Below are 17,426 nucleotides of genomic sequence, written 5' to 3'. Positions count from 1 at the left end.
TTTGGTTCGGTATTGCATACACTTCCTCACTCTGAAGAAGTGTCTACTTATTCGGGGCCATTCCAAGAAAAACATTTAAAGCATATAGTGTACTTTTAAACTTATGGCTTACAGCGCCTGAAGTAGGAGGGAGCGAAATGGAACAACTGGAGTTTTTTGACGTACTCAGCCCCTGCATCGGTGTCTGTCAGGTCAATAACAGAGGCTACTGCAAAGGCTGCTTTCGTAACCGCGACGAGCGTTTCAATTGGTTACTGTTTAGCTCGGGGCAAAAACGAGAGGTGATCCGACTGTGTCAGGATCGCAAACGCCGAGTACTGGCGGCGGCACGTAAAAAGCAGCTGGAGCTAAACTTTGAATCTGACTCGCAACAAACGCCACCACAAGATTCATTGCCGCTTTAATCAAATATAAGTAATAGCTAATAATTGATGTGGGTTCCGAGACGAGTTTGCCGTTATCGTCACCCTCGCGAAGGCGGGGGTCCAGTGCCTTTGCAGGTGCCCAAAAGAAAGGAAAGAAAGGGGTCGGAGTCATTTCGCTATAAAAATATGCAAAAATGCCCGACCCCTTTTTGAATCGTTCATCACCTACACCTGCTGTGGCAAACTATTGATCAACCCAGTAACTTATTGGCCGGAGCTTAGTGGGGAATCAGGTAGCGGTAAGTATTGCGCGTTCAGCTAAAGAACAACGAAAAAACCATCCTGCTTCGCAGAGCTTGCAGCTAAAACGCAAGGCGACAGGGTGAGTTTGTCACTTCAGCTCATCATTAATCGCTTAACGCCCTCGAAGGGATTCGCGGATCCAGTTGGCAATTTGCTGGGCTGGGCCCGATTCTAAGTGTAAATGATGGCTCGCCGCTAAGGTCTTAAATTCAAGATCTGCTACCAAGGGCAGCATCGTCTCTATTAACGACAGCTCTTCGCTCCGCTCTGCCATTATTAATTGCACCGGCATACTTAGCCGACGCACAAAGGCCGCTATTTGTGATTCACACAAGCGAACAATAGAAGGCTGGGTTAACGCCATATCGCTGCGCCAAACCCAACCATCGGCCGTTTGGCGCATACCTCGTTCTAATAACCAAGTAGCAGCTTCTCGACTGACCGGCCAACGACTGTTAATGCGTGTTTCTAGTGCCTGTTCAAAGCTGTCATAGGGTTTAAGGGTGCGTCGCGATAATCGTGCCCCGCGACGCAGCGCTTTAGCCATCGACTCGGGCAGCTGCGAGGCCGGGTAATCCAGCGGTATCATGCCATCGAGTAAAATCATCCGGCTGACCCGTTCAGGAAAGGCCCCAGCAAATAAAGTGGCCACGCCCGCGCCCAAAGAATGCCCCAGTAGTACTACCTCATCTAACGCCAAATGTTCAACCAATGCCTGCACATCGGCCACATTATCCCAAATATAATAAGGCTGGCCGACAGGTCGGTGATCAGAGAAACCATGGCCAGCCAAGTCCAGCGCAATAAGGCGAACATGGGGTAAATGGTGTGCTAGCAAGGTAAAGCTTGCGGCATTATCCAGCCAACCGTGCAGCGCAATTACGGGAGTGCCCTGCGGGTTACCCCACTCCATAACGGCCAATTGACGGCCGTGCACGGCAAACTGCCAGTTGGTATGCGAAGGCGACTGCATGAATACTTATTCCTTCGGCTCAGGCTGTTCTTTGGACTCTGGCTGCTCATTCGACGCCTGCAATTCCCAAGACTCTGGATATTTATAACCTGCAAAATGTTCACGCGCATACTCTTTAAAAGCATCCGAGTTGTAGGCGGCAATCACATCTTGCACAAAAGGCTGTTCTTGGTCTTCGCCGCGCACCACTACCCAGTTGATAAAGTCGTAACTGCGCTCTAAAAACAGACCTTCAGTAAATTCAATGCCACTGGAGGCGGCATAGTTGCCATTAATCACCGCAAAGTCGACATCTTGGCGTGAACGCGGCAGTTGTGCCGCTTCTAAAGCCACCAGCTTAATCCCCTTGGGATTATCAGCAATATCAAACTCGCTTGCTTTCAGTGGGTTAATCTCGGTTTTTAGCTCTATCCAGCCTAAGTCAGCCAACATTAATAATGCCCGAGCCTGATTGGTTGGATCATTAGGAATGGCAACCGTACTGCCCCGCTTTACCTGATCCAGCGCGCTTTGCTTACCAGAATACAGCCCCATAGGCCCTGTTGGCACCTGAGTTACTGGCGTAAGTTCCAGTTTTCGGTCTTTGCTAAAGCTGTCTAAATAGGGTTTGTGCTGAAAGCAGTTAACATCCAGCGAGCCTTCTGCGAGCGCAATATTAGGAATCACGTAGTCGGTAAATTCAACCAACTTCACCTGATAACCCTGCTGCTCTAAATAGGGTTTTATCGACTCGGTGACCATGTCGGCAAAGTCACCCACGGTAGTGCCAATAACAATCTCTTTTTTATTGGCATCTGCCGCCATCACCGATAGCGGCAAAGCCGCAAAAGCCAGTGCCAACAAAGGCAATTTCAATAAAGTACGACGCATTACAACTCCTTTAAATAGGGCCCTTCGGGCAGCTATAAGCCGTCAGCTTTAAGCTATCAGTTAAATCAAATTCCAATACTATTTTTGCCACGGAATCCACGGAACGCACGGAAAAATAAAGATAAGATCTGAAAAGACATATTTTATTATTAAGACCTTACTATAAATATGCTCTAGTCACTTTTCGCCCTTATCCCAAGTTAATTTTTCCGCGTATTCCGCGTTCTTCCGTTGCAAAAATAGCTTTTGTGTCTGGCTGTTAGCTTAGCGCGGCTGTTATTCCCAGCTTTTGGCGGCTTGGGTGTCGCTGTCTTTGGCTTCTACCCAGCGTGTGCCGTCTGAGGTTTGTTCTTTTTTCCAGAACGGGGCTTGGGTTTTTAAATAATCCATGATGAATTGACAGGCGCTAAACGCCGCCTCGCGATGTTGACTGGCCACGCCAACAAATACAATCTGGTCACCTAGATCAAGGGCACCCACGCGATGAATAACTTTACACGCCAATAACGGCCAGCGCTCATAAGCTTGGGCCACTATGCCTTGCAGTGCTTTCTCCGTCATGCCGGGATAGTGTTCAAGAACCATGCCACTGACTTTATCGCCTTGATTCATGTCGCGCACTTTGCCAACAAAAGTCACCACGGCACCAGTCTGGTAAGAGTCACTCAATGCGCCATATTCAGAGGCTAAATCAAAATCTTCCGTTTGTACTTGGATCATTTTAACCTCCCGTTACTGGCGGGAAAAAAGCGACTTCATCTCCCGCTTTTACCGGGGAGCTCATCGCCACTATGGTGTGATTAACAGCCGTTAATAACTGATGGCTACCCAGTGCACTAGACCATGGAGCGCCGCGGGCCACCAAGTGCTGGCGCACCGCATCAACGTTGTCGAAATCACCGCTTAGCTCAAGAGTGTCCTGACCTAGCTGTTCACGCACTCGTGCAAAAAAAACCACGGTTATACTCATGCCGTAAAATCTCCCGATTTACCGCCACGTTTTTCTAGTAGGCGAATACCTTCAATGCGCATGTCTTTTTGTACCGCTTTACACATATCATAAATAGTTAACGCCGCGACTGAAGCGGCGGTTAATGCTTCCATCTCAACGCCTGTTTGGCCCGACAGCTTGCAATAGCTCTCAATGTGCACACCACCACGGTCGGTATCGGGCGTGAGTTGCACCTCTACCTTAGACAACGCCAATGGATGGCACAGCGGGATAAGATCGGCGGTTTTTTTGGCCGCCATAATGCCGGCAATACGGGCCGTGGCAAAAACATCACCTTTGTGATGCTGGCCGTTCAAAATAAGGGCCAACGTCTGTTCTGCCATTAGCACCCAAGCTTCGGCTCGTGCTTCTCGCACCGTCACTGCCTTGTCGCTCACGTCCACCATATTGGCTTCGCCTGAAGCATTAATGTGCGTTAATTCACTCATGCACCCACCAAATGTTGAACAAAGTTACAGGGCTTGTGGCGAGCATCGAGTTGCTCGGCCAAAATTCCCGTCCAACCGGTGCGACAGGCGCCGGTGGACCCGGGTAAGCAAAAAATAGCAGTGTGATTAGCTAACCCGCCTAAAGCGCGACTTTGCACCGTTGAGGTACCTAGCTCTTGATAAGTAATATGGCGAAACAATTCACCAAAGCCGTCGATGTGACTGTCTAGCAAGGGGCTGATAGCCTCGGGGGTGGTATCGCGACCGGTAAAACCGGTGCCGCCGGTGATCAGTACTACTTGCACCTCGGGGCTGGCTATCCAGCGAGAAACGAGGGCTCGCATCTGATATTTATCATCTTTAAGAATGACTTTTTCTGCCAGCTGATGACCCGCATCGATAAGGGAGTTAACTAAAAACTGCCCCGAGCTGTCGGTGTCTTCATTACGGGTGTCTGAAACAGTCAGTACCGCTATTTTTAGCGGTACAAAAGCGGTCGCAACATGACTCATAAGATTCCCTTAATACCAATTGTTATCTGATAAAAACACAGCGCAGAACGCAACTCTTCCCTAACTAAATGTAGAGATGAGATTAAAGACTCTCTCGCCACGGAATACACAGAACCCATGGAAAAATAGAGAGCAAATCTGAATAAAAAACCTGTTAAGGGTGAAGAGGACAACCTAGTGACTACCCTCTAACTTCTTTGTTTTCTTTGGTGCTGGGCGCCGGGCGCTTGTCTGCAAACTTAACCACCGATGGAGGCCAAATGCGGCGTCATACCGGTGATCCCTTCATGGAGAACACGGACGCTGGCCTTATTGCACCCTACTTAACCACCGATGGAGGCCAAATGTGGCGTCATACCGGTGATCCCTTCATGGAGAACGCGGACGCTGGCCTTATTGCACCCTACTTAACCACCGATGGAGGCCAAATGCGGCGTCATACCGGTGATCCCTTCATGGAGAACGCGGACGCTGGCCTTATTGCACCCTACTTAACTACCGATGGAGGCCAAATGTGGCGTCATACCGGTGATCCCTTCATGGAGAACGCGGACGCTGGCCTTATTGCACCCTACTTAACCACCGATGGAGGCCAAATGCGGCGTCATGCCGGTGATCCCTTCATGGAGAAAGTGCGTGGCTTTTTTATCAACCAAGGCTTCTCGCAAGCGTCGCTGCAAGTCAGCTTGATGATGGTCGTCGGCTAATAGATCACGCAAATCAACACCATAATCACCAAAAAGACATAAGTGAAGCTTACCTAAGGACGACACCCGTAAACGATTGCAACTGGCACAAAAGTCTTTTGAATAGGGCATGATCAAGCCAATTTCACCTTTATAATCAGCATGCCAGAACACCTCGGCCGGACCGTCATTATGGGCTTTTAGCTTCTGCTGCCAGCCTTGCTGCAGCAATATTGCCTTAATGACTGCACCCCGCACATGATGGCGTTGAAACAGCTCATCCATTTCGCCGGTTTGCATTAGCTCAATAAAGCGTAATTGAATGGGGTTGTCTTTGATCCAGGCCAAGAAACGGTCTAAATCACCATCATTTAAGCCACGCATTAATACCGCATTCACTTTTACCTGCTCAAATCCCGCTACAAAGGCGGCATCAATGCCATCCATAACTTCGTGAAAACGGTTTTGCCCAGTAATTTGATGAAACATGCGCGGGTCGAGGCTATCAACGCTCACGTTGATAGCGGTTAACCCCGCTTGACGCCAATCGGCCACCTGTTTTTTCATTCGGTAGCCATTAGTGGTCATCGCCACTTTTTCGATACCGGGGGTCGCAGCGACAGTCTCAATGATTTGAGTGAAGTCTTTACGTAAGGAAGGCTCACCGCCCGTAATACGCACCTTGCTAGTGCCCATGGCAGCAAAGCCATGCACCAAGCGGCGAATTTCGTCTAGGGTGAGAAATGACTTGCGACCGTCGGGCATATAGCCGTCTGGTAGGCAATATTGACACTTAAAGTTGCAGACATCGGTGACCGACAACCGCAAATATTGGAACTTGCGCGCGAACGCATCCTGTAATTCAAACATAAACACCTTTCCAATGAGGGAGGCAACGGCATTTCTACCGCAACCCTTACAGCTTTACGCTGAGCGGTCTGGCAACCCTATTAGCATGCTTGCTTATTAGCCCAACGACTGCACAAAGCCACTTCACATGTAACGTAGGTTTACCCGACTCGGAGTTTTTGACGTTTCCAATTTTCTACTATTCTCTGTTTCCTACCATCACCTTAAATACATATAGCTTTAGATCAAGAATTTTATTAACCAGATCTTAACTCTGCGAAGTAAGGTACAGATACTTTCATATTGCCACAACAAATCGCTGCAAAAAGATAAATATTCGCAAACAGCAACAACATTTACGATTATTTTTTACGCTAAGCCTTGCTATCGTTGGCCTTGAAAAGTTGGCACGATTATTTCATAAGTAATGGTAGTTGTTTTTATCCCGTGCTCTCTTCAGCTTATGCTGAAGTTCGGCCAACCCGTTTGGGTTGGCCATTTTTTTATCTTTTTTTCACCGAAAATACGGTCTTACGTTCAAAATATTAAAAATTCTTTGCAACGGAAGAACACGGAATCCACGGAAAAATAGCGATTAAATCTGAATAAAAAACTGTTAAGGGTGAAGCGTAAAGAGTGAAGAGGACAACATGAGACCTAAAAGCCAAACCATCCTGCTACGCTGGATTAAAAGGGCAGTATTTGTGGAATGGCCCCGAATAAGTAGACACAGCTTCAAGCTTATCGCTGCCCGAAGGGCTGGCTCTTACCAATAAGATTTCTTGGGCCTTTTCGCTGTTATCTCAACTTAATTTTTCCGTGTATTCCTTGGCGAAAAAGACCGAATCTTTAGGCACTATCAGTATAGGTTTCGGTTCTTACCGATCCCTGCTCCCTAGTCCCCACTCACATACTTTTTAGCTGGGCGCCGGACTCTATGTTTCCGCTATTTCAACCTGTCTTGTGCCGCCACCAAGGTCGCGGCCAGTGCGCTCTGCCAAGCTTTGTATTGTTGGCCGATGGTTACCTCATCTTGCTGATTGCAAGACTGCTCTAGCTTTTCACTCAAATACTGACAACGCAGCGCACCATAGCTACCACAAGCAGATTTTAAGCTATGGCAGCTCAATGCCATTTGCGCCCAGCTATGATCAAGAAATGCCAGCTCTAACGTCTTGCCCAGCTGCTGACCGTCCTCAATAAACAGACGGAGTAAGCGCGCAAATACCGACGGACCTAATTCTTGTTCCATACGCTGCAAGTGATACTCATCAAGTAGCGGAAGCTTCTCTTGCAACGTCTGCCAGTCAATCATGGGAGTTATCCCAGCCTTGTAGTTTTCGATAAATAGTAGAAGGACTCACTTCAAGCAAAGCCGCCGCCCGCGACACATTGCCTTGGCAATGCCCGATGGCCCTTTCTATTGCTTGGCGCTCTAACACCGCTAACGGCACTATGGGCGCGGGCAATGCGTCAGTCACTACCTCGACGCTTCCCTGCTGGCCTTGAGGATGATCTAATGGGGCTGGCAACATGTCTTGCTCTATCCATTCGCCTTGATGTAATACCACGGCATTGCGGATCACGTTTTGCAATTGCCGCACATTACCCGGCCAATGGTAGGCTTGCAGGCGGTCTTTGGTTGGCTCTGACAAGCCAACAAACGACTTATTTTCTTCTCGAGAAGCCTGGCGCACTAGTGCGGTAGCAATGCTGATCACATCGGTGCCTCGTTCTCGTAACGGAGGCAAATGAATAGGGATCACATGCAACCGGTAATATAAGTCTTCCCGAAAACGCCCTTGTTCAACTTCTAATAAAGGATCTCGATTAGTGGCACACACAATGCGCACATCGACCTTAATTTGCTGAGAACTGCCTACCGGCTGTATTTCTCCGCTCTGTAAAAAACGCAGCAGCTTACTTTGCAGCTCCAAGTCCATTTCACAGATTTCGTCCATAAACAGCGTGCCACCATTGGCTCGGATCACGGCACCATCGCGATCTTGCAAGGCACCGGTAAATGCCCCCTTAATATGACCAAACAGTTCGCTTTCCATCAGCTCTTTAGGAATAGCCGCACAATTAAGCGCGATAAAGGGTCCGTCATTGCGACCACTCAGCTGATGTAGAGCCTCGGCGCACACTTCTTTGCCGGTGCCGCTTTCACCGCTAATAAACACCGTTGCACTGCTAGGAGCCGCATTTTCAATGAGACGATACACTTTTTGCATCGGCAAGCTTGCACCAATAAACCCTTGAAAAGGTTCTTTTTCAATATCATGGCGATAGCGGTCTACTAGCCGATTAAGGTGGCGAAACTTCATGGTGTTATGCAACGTTACTTTAAGTCGCTCAACTTCAATCGGTTTATTAATAAAGTCGTGAGCCCCCAAGCGCATCGCCTCTACGGCCACATCTACCGAACCATGAGCCGTGATCACAATGGTGGTGACATTGGGCTGCTCACGATGTAACCATTCTAAAATATCCATACCTGGCATATCAGGCAACATTAAATCAAGCAACAGGATATCTGGCGGTTGTCGCCGAATATGCTCCAATGCTTGCTGCCCATTGTTCACTACGGTCAACGTCAGTGGTTCATCCTGAAGATAAGCCTGGTAAAGCGCAGCCAAAGAAGCAGTATCCTCTACCAATAAGACATTCAGTCTCTCATCACCCATTTATATCTCTCACCTTTAACCATTAGGTTTATCTTTTAGCGCTTTGATTTTTGTAAACTTTATACAATCGCGCGAAAAAACTTGCAGTAAATTAACTGAATGTTAACATCACATCAACACTCAGTATGACTCATTCATATTAATGCTGTGTATCTGCCTGTGATGTTTTTGTTTTCTTTTATTAGCGTTAGTAACGACAATCATTTTTAAGCCAAGTGGCTGCTGCGAAACCAAGGTATTACTATACCTTGGTATTTTTTTGTCTGTCTTCACTGGTGTATCACGCCTTTCATTGACCGCGCACAGCGCAAAACGTGCGGCTTGTTTCGCTTTAAGCCGGATTATCAACGTCAATAAAGCTCACCTGTAATCCCTGCTCTGCTGCTAACCACTCGCCCAGCGCCTTTACGCCATAACGTTCGGTAGCATGGTGGCCGGCTGCAAAAAAGTGTATGCCACATTCTCGAGCAACATGCACGGTTTGCTCCGACACTTCGCCAGTAATAAACGCATCCATCCCTTGTTGCGCAGCCAAGTCAATATAGCCTTGGCCACCGCCGGTGCAAAAACCCACCCGACGGATCAGTCTAGGCCCAGTCTCACCCACGTGCAAAACAGAACGCCCCAGCCGATGTTGTATCCGCTCGCTTAGTTGCGCCCCGCTAAGTGGGGTTTCTAGCTCTCCCCACCGTGCGACCGACAATGCATTACCCTCTTCTAAGGGACCAGTATTAGTAATACCTAACAAGGCCGCTAATTGGGCGTTGTTACCTAGTTTTGGTGCAATATCCAGAGGCAAGTGATAGGCATATAAATTAATGTCATGAGCCAGTAGTGCTTTTAGTCGCAGGCGCTTCATGCCGCGCACTTGCTCATTTTCGCCTTTCCAAAAATAACCATGATGCACCAATATCGCATCGGCGTTGGCCAAAATAGCCTGCTCAATAAGCGCCTGGCTGGCTGTTACACCGGTAATGATTTTGCTAACCTCAGACTTACCTTCTACTTGCAGGCCATTCGGACAGAAATCTTTAATCGCTGCCACATTAAGCTGCTCATTTAATAGCCGCTCAAGTTCTAAATTATTCATGCTGACTCCATGACGTGATTTGGCCCCCTGTATACAGAAAGTGTAAAACAGAAGGTTCCTTGAATGAGTAATGCTCTGCACTCTTTATTATCACAACTCAGTGACCCAATGGTGCGAGACTTGGCTTGGGCTTTGGCCAGCCCCAACCTATTACAGCACTCACCTTTGGCACCGGATAACTCATGGTATTGGCAATTACTTACCGAATACCAGCCTCGGCTTATTGAGCTGGATGCGTCTCCTGGGCTACTGCACCAGCATTGCGAGCCACATCGGCGCCTTGGTTTTTACTTTGAATCGCTGTGGCATTTTTTTCTGCTCGATCATCATCGCTTTCAGGTGCTGGCTCATGACTGGCAGCAGGTAATTGACGGCACCACGGTCGGCGCATTCGACTTTATTATTTGGGACCGGCAGCTAAAACGTATTGAGCATTGGGAGCTGGCTGTTAAATTCTACCTGATTAGTCAACAAGATGACGCCTTTGACAGTGCTTTTGGCATGAATCCGCGCGACAAGTTGCGACGCAAGCATCAGCATATGCTCAATCATCAGCTGATGCTAAGCCAGCAGCCTCTGGTTCACCAGCGCCTTTTACAGTTAGGTCTGTTACCAGAACACAGACGCTTAATTTTAAAGGGCCGCTTATATTACCCTGAGACTTGCCAGCAGTTTTTATCTGAACAAGGTGAAAGAGGGAGATGGGGAATGGAACCACCTGAACCTGAGTTTATTCCCCAACACAAATTGGGTTGGCTAACGGGTGGGCGCCACAGCGAAGTATTAGACCGCAAGCAGAATTATCGAGATGCCAAGGGCAACTGGTATATTCAAGTAGATCAAGAGTGGTTAGGGTCTGTTGACTTTTTGAGATGACTTTTGCAGTTCCCCTGAGTTAGTGAATCTATATTTTATTTTATATTCAGTAACTTATTTGTTTTCAGTATCAGTTATATTTATGATTCAGCAACCCACTGCCCCTAGGAGTCAGGCGATGCGCCCACTGTTATTGTTTGTAATGCTGGCTGTTACCGGCCTCCCGGTATTGGCAACGACGACGGCCACGCCGCTTTCATCGGCACTGAGCACTTTCGCACCCGAATCGGCGACCGGCTGGATCGATAAACCGCTGGTGAGCGCAAAAAAAGCCATGGTGGTCACGGCCAATCCATATGCCAGCCAAGCCGCGCAACACATACTACAACAGGGCGGTAGCGCAGTAGACGCCATGATTGCCGCACAGGCCGTGCTAACGCTAGTGGAGCCACAATCTTCTGGCTTGGGTGGCGGTGGTTTTATGGTGTATTGGCAGCAACAACACGCCCGGCTTACCACTCTCGATGGCCGAGAAACCGCCCCTATGGCGGCACCGGACGATCTTTTTTTAGACAAGAATCAGCAGCCGCTGGCTTTTTTTGATGCGGTGGTCGGTGGACGCTCGGTGGGCACGCCGGGCACAGTGATGCTGATGTGGCAAGCCCATCAGCGCTTTGGCAAGCTCGAATGGCAAACACTCTTTGCCTCGGCTATTCGTTTAGCAAACGACGGGTTTATTGTTTCACCTCGACTGGCTCACCTTATTGCACGAGATCAAGAGCATTTGGCAAAAGATGCCGACAGTCAGCGTTACTTCTTTAACGAGCAAGGCAAGCCGCTAGCGGCTGGCAGCATCCACACTAATCCCAAGCTTGCCAAGGTGCTGACACAAATCAGTGTGAATGGCCCCAGCGCGTTTTATGAAGGCCCAATTGCTAATGCCATGGTTGATAAGGTGGCTCAGGCTAAGACCCCCGGTTATTTAAGCCTGACTGACCTAAGCCGTTATCAGGTGAAAGAGCGTCCTGCCTTATGTGCGCCTTATCGGCAATATCAAATTTGCGGCATGGGGCCACCGAGCTCAGGCACGCTCGCACTGGGGCAGATATTGGGTATCTTGTCTCATTCTAACTTGGCTACCTTAGGCCCCAATGCACCGCAAAGCTGGCGCTTAATCGCCGATGCGTCTCGCCTCGCCTTTGCCGACCGCAATCATTATGTCGCCGACAGTGACTTTGTATCGGTACCGGTAGCCGGATTACTGGCCCCAAAGTATTTAGCCAAACGCGCCCAGTTACTTAATCAGTCTCATCAAGCTTTAGCTACAGTGAGCCCAGGCGTGCCCGCGCCTACTTTGGGCCGCTTGGCCTCGGATACCTCTATAGAATTTCCGTCTACTACCCACATCAGCATTGTGGACGGTGAAGGCAACGCTTTGTCGATGACCAGCACCATCGAAAACGGCTTTGGCTCTCGGTTAATGGTGCACGGCTTTTTATTAAATAACGAGTTAACCGATTTTGCTTTTCGCCCCTCGGTAAATGGCGTGCCGGTCGCCAATCGACTAGAGCCGGGTAAACGCCCTCGCTCCTCCATGACCCCCACCATTGTGATGCAGGATGATAAGCCGTTACTCATCGTCGGTTCACCGGGCGGCAGCAGTATTATTGGCTATGTGCTGCACAGTCTTATTAATATACTGGATTGGGGAATGACCGCGCAGCAGGCCGTGCATCAACCGCATGTATTACACCGTGGCAGTGTGCTAGAAATGGAGCCTCAAGGCAGAAATCTCGCCTTGCAGCCCGCGATGGAAGCATTAGGATTTTCCACTCGTTTTACCGAGCTTAACTCGGGTCTGCATGTCATTATGCTCAACCCAGATCAAATTACCGCTGCTGCCGATCCTCGGCGCGAAGGCACGGCGTTGGCCGCTGATTAGCGCGCCGTCTCAATATTAAGAAACTCATTTAGGTATATTGTTAATAATACCGATACAATCGATAAATATATGATCATTTAATTACGGGCATAATCATCCATGAGTAAAAGAAACCAACACGTAATAGACGAGGAAGTCACCTACAACGGCCAGGAGCAATTGGTTTCAACCACAGACTTACGTGGTGTTATTACCTATGCCAATGATATATTTTGCCGTGTTGCAGGTTATCTACCCGAAGAGCTGGTCGGAAAAAATCATAATATTGTTCGCCATCCCGATATGCCCAAGGCTGCCTTTAATGACTTATGGGAACACGCTAAAGCCGGTCGCCCTTGGCGAGGCGCCGTAAAAAACCGCTGCAAAGACGGCCGTTATTATTGGGTAGATGCCTACGTAACCCCCATTTATAACGAAGGGAAAATTACTGGCTTTCAATCGGTGCGTACTCAACTTGACGATAAAACTCGCAATGTGGCCAGCCAAGCCTATCGACAGCTATTAAAACAAGAGCAACAAAAGCGTAAGGCGGCATCATGGCTGAAGCCTATTCTTTCGGGCGCACCACTAGCAGGATTGTGCGCCTTGCTAATTGCCGCTTTTATTAACGGCGGTAGCAGTCAATTACTCTGGAGCCTGCTGCCGTTGTTGTGGCTAGGTGTGTGTTATCGCAAATCGTTATTGGGCACTCGTCAATACTTGCAAGGCCTTGGCCAAGAGTACGACAGTATTTCTCGATTGGTTTATTCCGGTGATGCACCCCACTCCATTGCCGATTATCACTTAAAGATGTGGCAAGCGCGTACCCGGACCATTTTAGGGCGTGTGGATGACGCCACCATTTCACTGAAAGAGTTGGCCAGCTCGATGATGCAGGCCATGACCGGCGCCCGAGTAGAATTAAGCCAGCAAGACAGCGACACCCATCAAATAGCCGCCGCTATTAATGAAATGTCGGCGACCGCTAATGAAATTACCCGCAACACTCAGCAAGCCGCCACCAATGCCGAAGAAGCCCAGCATCAGTGTCATGTCACCCAAGAGCAGTTAGAGCAAACTCGCATCAAAATTGTTGGGTTAGCTGAAGAAGCTGAGGAAGCGGCACACGCTACGCTGGCGTTAACAGAAGAGTCGAACCGCATCGGCACCTTAATGAGCGAAATCCAAGGTATCGCCGACCAAACTAACCTGTTGGCGTTAAACGCGGCCATAGAAGCGGCTCGCGCCGGTGAACATGGCCGAGGCTTTGCCGTGGTCGCAGAAGAAGTACGTGCGCTGTCTACCCGTACCCATGGTGCTACGGAGCAAATTCAAGGCAGTATTAGTCAAATTCAGCAAACATTGGCCAAATGGCGCACCATGATGGACTCCAATTTGGTGCATAGCCAAGAGTGTGTGCAGGCGGCAGAAACGGGCAGTAATAGCCTTGCATTGGTAGTCAGTGAGATTGATCAGATTGTAGGTATTACGGTACAAATTTCTTCCGCCGCCGAGCAGCAACAGCTGGTTGCAGAAGAGATTAGCCATAATGTGCACCAAATTTCTGAAACCTCGTCTGCCAACCTCACTAAAATTGCGCAGGTAGAAGACTCAAGCAAACAATTGCTTGATCGCTCCCAGGGGCTTAACGATCTCACTCGGACCTTTTCTTAAAATATGGTAAGCCCCGCCCCTGATCACCAACGCCAGATTCTAAAGCTACTGGCGTTGGTGCCCTACGGGTGTGTGGTCAGTTATGGTCAGCTCGCCGACTTAGCAGGGTTGCCAGGTCGTGCCAGATTGGTGGGCCGTACATTGCGCACTCACAATACCGAGCACCTTCCTTGGCATCGAGTGATAGGAGCTGGCGGGCGTTTAAGTCTACCCAAAGGCAGCCCCGCTTGGCGTGAGCAAAAGCAACGTTTACTCAGTGAAGGGGTTACCTTTAAGGGCAATGCCGTGAGTGGTAATTACGTGGCCATGGCACAACACCAATGGCAACCCGACCTAGCCGCCATGCTAATGCTGTTTGAGGGGTAGATAACAGCGCCCGGCGCCCAGCACCAAGCGCCCAGCTAAAACCAGTGACTCAAGACTTTCTCGCAACGGAAGAACACGGAACGCACAGAAAAATTAAGCTGAGATAAGGGCGAGAAAGGCCAAGTGATTTATTGGTAAGAGCCAGCCCTTCGGGCAGCGATAACCTTGAATCTGTAAGCCATCAGCTAAGACAAATACTGCCCTTTTAATCCAGCGTAGCAGGATGGTTTGGCTTTTAGGTCTCATGTTGTCCTCTTCACTTTTTACGCTTCATCCTTAACAGGTTTTTATTCAGATTTAATCGCTATTTTTCCGTGGGTTCCGTGGTAAAAACAGCTTTAGTCTCTGTCTTTAAGCTTAGTGCTAGGCGCTTGGCAATAATTAAAATAGTCCCAGCTGTTGGCCGGTTAATGCTTCAAAGTTGAGTCCTATAAACGGCAAGATGGCTTCTGCCACCGGCTTGATTTGGCGATCTACGTAATGCTGATAATCCAGCGGTGAGCTGACATATTCCAAAGCTTCGGGGCCGTTAACCGTCATTACATAACGGATCACACCTTTATTTTGATAACGCAATGGCAAGCCTAACCGCGCATTGTGCGTATCTGCATCCCGTGCGGCTCGCACCTGCGGTGGCTGCGATTTCACATACTGTGCCAAGGGGCGGCGCAAGCGCTTGCTGTACACCAGATCTGCGTCGTATCTGCCCGACAAGGTATGAGCTAGGGTCTCGCGTACAAAATCACAGGGGTCATCATCATTAAAAATAAGCCGATACAGCTCAGTTTGAAAATGTTTCGCCAAGGGCGTCCAATCTGAACGTACGGTTTCTAGTCCCTTAAACACCAGTTCACTGATGCCATTTTTATAGCTTAATCCGGCATAACGCTTTTTAGAGCCCTGCTCTTGGCCGCGAATGGTCGGCATTAAAAAACGAGCAAAGTAGCACTCAAACTGTAATTCAAGATGGCTGGTTATTTGTAACTCTTCGGCCAATTTATGTTGCCACAACTGCGTAACCAAAGCCCCAAGGCGCTTACCCTCTGTGCTGGCACTCGCCTCATTATGGTGTCCGGTCAACAATACAAACACCGAGTCGGTATCACCATAAATCACTTCATGCCCTTGCTCGCTTATCCAACGCGCACTTTGTTGCATAATTTCATGACCGCGTAGCGTAATCGATGAGGCCAACCGCGTATCATAAAAACGACACCCTCCCGAGCCAAGCACCCCATAAAACGAGTTCATTAAAATTTTAATGGCCTGAGAGCGCGCTGCATCTTGTTCGCGTTTGGCCTGATCTCGCGCCAGCCATAAATGTTGAATAATGGCCGGCAGAAAGTGTTGGTGACGAGAAAAACGAGCGCCGCGAAATCCAGGAATAGCCCCTTCTTCATTGAGGCCGATCACCAATCCCAGCGGGTCGATATTAAAAGTACGAATAATCGCCGGATACAAGCTCTTAAAGTCGAGCACCAGCACATGGCGATATAACCCAGGTCGAGAGTCCATCACATAGCCGCCCGGGCTGGCTAAGCCGCCTCCGGCAGGTAGGTTGGGCGCCACATAGCCGGCACGGTGCAAGTGTGGCAAATACACTTGCGTAAACGCCGCCACCGAGCCCCCCACGCGGTCCAGCTCTAGCCCGGTTAGTTGACTGCGTAGCCGTAAGAAATCCAATAATCGAGTATGAGTAAAAATATCCCATACCAAACGGCAATCTTCTAAATTATAGGCGGCCAGTTTTGGCTTATTGCGATGAAAATCCCGAGTAATGGCGGCTAATCGATTGGCGACATCTTCAGTCTGCTTACCCCGCCCTAATAATTGCTGAGCCACCGACTCAAGGCTAAAACTGTCAAACTGATAGCAGGCCGTTTTAAGCGCCGCGATGCCGTCAATTACCACCCGGCCTGGCAAGGTAATAAAAACCTGATCGGTATAATGGGACTCACGTAAAAAGGCCGGTTCACCACCTCGCCCCAAGCGCAGCCTTATGCCGTGTAAAGCTGCGCGCTGTAATAGCAGGCGAAAATCAAAACCGATGATATTCCAGCCAATAATAATATCGGGATCATACTCAGTTAATTCTTGCTCTAGCGCCTTAAGCAACGCCACTTCGTTAGCCTGCCAACAAATATCGGTCTCGGCCGGCTCGGGCTTTCCTATCATCAATACCCGCGCAAGCCCATCACCGTACAGCCCAATAGAATACAGCTCACCTTGACCCGAACATTCAATATCTAATGACAGCACGCGAAACTGGGGAGTGTAATCACTCGGTTTTAGCCGCGCCTGACGGACTTGGCGAAAACCGTTAGCTGGCTCAAGCGTGCCCATAAAGGCCACGCCACCACGAATAAAACGACTCAGTAAAAAGCGCTCATGCAGGCGAATATCATCCTCAAATACCGAGATACCCTCGCGGCGCAACACCTCGGCGGCCGCTTTGTGCCCCGCTATAGTGGCAAAATACAACACGCCCACCGCTTGGTGCTCTAAGGTCTGTAATCCGGGAGTAGCCCATTGCGCCGTAATATTGGCGTGAGCCAGTATTTGCAGGGCTTGAGCATGTTGTTCGAGGGGGATCATCAGCAGTGGCCGTTCGCCACCCAGCACCAGCCGCACCGGACCTTGATCCGTGGTCAGCCAATAAACAATGTCACAACTATTGTGCCGATCACGGCTATGGCGGGTTAAAATAAACCCCTGCTCAATATTACTCATGGCGCCATTATATCAGCCCCACCACTAGCCGAGCTATTTTGTTATTCGCAGAGAAAGACCTGATGAAAGGTAAAGGGTGAAGGGTGAAGGGTGAAGAGGACGACACAACACCAGCCTTTAAATCATACCCAACACTATTTTCCA

Annotated in this window: 16 protein-coding genes and 1 riboswitch; of the genes, 5 read left to right on the top strand and 11 right to left on the bottom strand. The window is 49.2% G+C overall.

The window, feature by feature from the left end:
• The first annotated feature begins 137 nt into the window (after positions 1–137).
• Positions 138–404 (top strand): DUF1289 domain-containing protein, encoded by a 267-nt coding sequence (locus ACFQ1C_RS04430; protein ID WP_379557327.1) that lies wholly within the window; start codon positions 138–140, stop codon positions 402–404.
• A gap of 376 nt (positions 405–780) precedes the next feature.
• Here ACFQ1C_RS04430 and ACFQ1C_RS04425 read toward each other — a convergent pair whose 3' ends face one another.
• The 10 genes from ACFQ1C_RS04425 to ACFQ1C_RS04380 form a co-directional block, all read right to left on the bottom strand.
• Positions 781–1,641: an alpha/beta fold hydrolase gene (locus ACFQ1C_RS04425; RefSeq protein WP_379557326.1), complete on the bottom strand. Its 861-nt coding sequence runs from the start codon at positions 1,639–1,641 to the stop codon at positions 781–783.
• Between the two features lie 6 nt (positions 1,642–1,647).
• Positions 1,648–2,511, bottom strand: coding sequence for a MetQ/NlpA family ABC transporter substrate-binding protein (locus tag ACFQ1C_RS04420; protein ID WP_379557325.1), 864 nt, complete (start codon positions 2,509–2,511; stop codon positions 1,648–1,650).
• Positions 2,512–2,787: 276 nt separating this feature from the next.
• Entirely contained in the window at positions 2,788–3,231 is a 444-nt protein-coding gene (moaE, locus tag ACFQ1C_RS04415) for a molybdopterin synthase catalytic subunit MoaE (RefSeq protein WP_379557324.1), read from the bottom strand.
• A 1-nt stretch (position 3,232) separates the two neighbouring features.
• Positions 3,233–3,481, bottom strand: a complete 249-nt coding sequence (gene moaD / locus ACFQ1C_RS04410; RefSeq protein ID WP_379557323.1) for a molybdopterin synthase sulfur carrier subunit — start codon at positions 3,479–3,481, stop codon at positions 3,233–3,235.
• Positions 3,478–3,951: a cyclic pyranopterin monophosphate synthase MoaC gene (gene moaC / locus ACFQ1C_RS04405; RefSeq protein ID WP_379557322.1), complete on the bottom strand. Its 474-nt coding sequence runs from the start codon at positions 3,949–3,951 to the stop codon at positions 3,478–3,480. Before moaC ends, moaD begins: the two co-directional genes overlap by 4 nt.
• Complete coding sequence (moaB, locus tag ACFQ1C_RS04400; RefSeq protein ID WP_379557321.1) at positions 3,948–4,463, bottom strand: molybdenum cofactor biosynthesis protein B; 516 nt, start codon at positions 4,461–4,463, stop codon at positions 3,948–3,950. The genes moaC and moaB overlap by 4 nt, the downstream gene beginning before the upstream one ends.
• 575 nt (positions 4,464–5,038) lie before the next feature.
• Complete coding sequence (gene moaA, locus ACFQ1C_RS04395) at positions 5,039–6,019, bottom strand: GTP 3',8-cyclase MoaA (protein WP_379557320.1); 981 nt, start codon at positions 6,017–6,019, stop codon at positions 5,039–5,041.
• Positions 6,007–6,186: riboswitch (molybdenum cofactor riboswitch) on the bottom strand. (Overlaps the previous gene by 13 nt.)
• 758 nt (positions 6,187–6,944) lie before the next feature.
• Complete coding sequence (locus tag ACFQ1C_RS04390; RefSeq protein ID WP_379557319.1) at positions 6,945–7,313, bottom strand: Hpt domain-containing protein; 369 nt, start codon at positions 7,311–7,313, stop codon at positions 6,945–6,947.
• Entirely contained in the window at positions 7,306–8,685 is a 1,380-nt protein-coding gene (locus tag ACFQ1C_RS04385) for a sigma-54-dependent transcriptional regulator (RefSeq protein ID WP_379557318.1), read from the bottom strand. The genes ACFQ1C_RS04390 and ACFQ1C_RS04385 overlap by 8 nt, the downstream gene beginning before the upstream one ends.
• A gap of 331 nt (positions 8,686–9,016) precedes the next feature.
• Complete coding sequence (locus ACFQ1C_RS04380) at positions 9,017–9,775, bottom strand: Nif3-like dinuclear metal center hexameric protein (protein WP_379557317.1); 759 nt, start codon at positions 9,773–9,775, stop codon at positions 9,017–9,019.
• A 63-nt stretch (positions 9,776–9,838) separates the two neighbouring features.
• Between ACFQ1C_RS04380 and ACFQ1C_RS04375 the strand changes: the two genes are divergently transcribed.
• The 4 genes from ACFQ1C_RS04375 (at position 9,839) to ACFQ1C_RS04360 (ending at position 14,552) form a co-directional block, all read left to right on the top strand.
• Entirely contained in the window at positions 9,839–10,651 is an 813-nt protein-coding gene (locus tag ACFQ1C_RS04375; protein ID WP_379557316.1) for a DUF1853 family protein, read from the top strand.
• Positions 10,652–10,769: 118 nt separating this feature from the next.
• Complete coding sequence (gene ggt / locus ACFQ1C_RS04370) at positions 10,770–12,533, top strand: gamma-glutamyltransferase (protein ID WP_379557315.1); 1,764 nt, start codon at positions 10,770–10,772, stop codon at positions 12,531–12,533.
• A gap of 99 nt (positions 12,534–12,632) precedes the next feature.
• Entirely contained in the window at positions 12,633–14,186 is a 1,554-nt protein-coding gene (locus tag ACFQ1C_RS04365; RefSeq protein WP_379557314.1) for a methyl-accepting chemotaxis protein, read from the top strand.
• A 3-nt stretch (positions 14,187–14,189) separates the two neighbouring features.
• Complete coding sequence (locus ACFQ1C_RS04360) at positions 14,190–14,552, top strand: MGMT family protein (RefSeq protein WP_379557313.1); 363 nt, start codon at positions 14,190–14,192, stop codon at positions 14,550–14,552.
• Positions 14,553–14,933: 381 nt separating this feature from the next.
• Here ACFQ1C_RS04360 and ACFQ1C_RS04355 read toward each other — a convergent pair whose 3' ends face one another.
• Positions 14,934–17,282 (bottom strand): DNA polymerase II, encoded by a 2,349-nt coding sequence (locus ACFQ1C_RS04355; RefSeq protein WP_379557312.1) that lies wholly within the window; start codon positions 17,280–17,282, stop codon positions 14,934–14,936.
• Positions 17,283–17,426: the final 144 nt, after the last annotated feature.

Origin of the sequence: Oceanisphaera ostreae (assembly GCF_042676125.1) — a bacterium.
Lineage (GTDB): Bacteria > Pseudomonadota > Gammaproteobacteria > Enterobacterales > Aeromonadaceae > Oceanimonas > Oceanimonas ostreae.
This window is presented reverse-complemented; position numbering and strand designations above follow the sequence as displayed.

Coding starts and splice junctions, on each gene's coding strand:
- ACFQ1C_RS04380 (WP_379557317.1), bottom strand. CDS start 9,775: ATGAATAATTTAGAACTTGAGCGGCTATTAAATGAGCAGCTTAATGTG.
- ACFQ1C_RS04355 (WP_379557312.1), bottom strand. CDS start 17,282: ATGAGTAATATTGAGCAGGGGTTTATTTTAACCCGCCATAGCCGTGAT.
- ACFQ1C_RS04425 (WP_379557326.1), bottom strand. CDS start 1,641: ATGCAGTCGCCTTCGCATACCAACTGGCAGTTTGCCGTGCACGGCCGT.
- ACFQ1C_RS04420 (WP_379557325.1), bottom strand. CDS start 2,511: ATGCGTCGTACTTTATTGAAATTGCCTTTGTTGGCACTGGCTTTTGCG.
- ACFQ1C_RS04360 (WP_379557313.1), top strand. CDS start 14,190: ATGGTAAGCCCCGCCCCTGATCACCAACGCCAGATTCTAAAGCTACTG.
- ACFQ1C_RS04365 (WP_379557314.1), top strand. CDS start 12,633: ATGAGTAAAAGAAACCAACACGTAATAGACGAGGAAGTCACCTACAAC.
- ACFQ1C_RS04385 (WP_379557318.1), bottom strand. CDS start 8,685: ATGGGTGATGAGAGACTGAATGTCTTATTGGTAGAGGATACTGCTTCT.
- ACFQ1C_RS04430 (WP_379557327.1), top strand. CDS start 138: ATGGAACAACTGGAGTTTTTTGACGTACTCAGCCCCTGCATCGGTGTC.
- ggt (WP_379557315.1), top strand. CDS start 10,770: ATGCGCCCACTGTTATTGTTTGTAATGCTGGCTGTTACCGGCCTCCCG.
- moaE (WP_379557324.1), bottom strand. CDS start 3,231: ATGATCCAAGTACAAACGGAAGATTTTGATTTAGCCTCTGAATATGGC.
- ACFQ1C_RS04390 (WP_379557319.1), bottom strand. CDS start 7,313: ATGATTGACTGGCAGACGTTGCAAGAGAAGCTTCCGCTACTTGATGAG.
- moaD (WP_379557323.1), bottom strand. CDS start 3,481: ATGAGTATAACCGTGGTTTTTTTTGCACGAGTGCGTGAACAGCTAGGT.
- ACFQ1C_RS04375 (WP_379557316.1), top strand. CDS start 9,839: ATGAGTAATGCTCTGCACTCTTTATTATCACAACTCAGTGACCCAATG.
- moaA (WP_379557320.1), bottom strand. CDS start 6,019: ATGTTTGAATTACAGGATGCGTTCGCGCGCAAGTTCCAATATTTGCGG.
- moaC (WP_379557322.1), bottom strand. CDS start 3,951: ATGAGTGAATTAACGCACATTAATGCTTCAGGCGAAGCCAATATGGTG.
- moaB (WP_379557321.1), bottom strand. CDS start 4,463: ATGAGTCATGTTGCGACCGCTTTTGTACCGCTAAAAATAGCGGTACTG.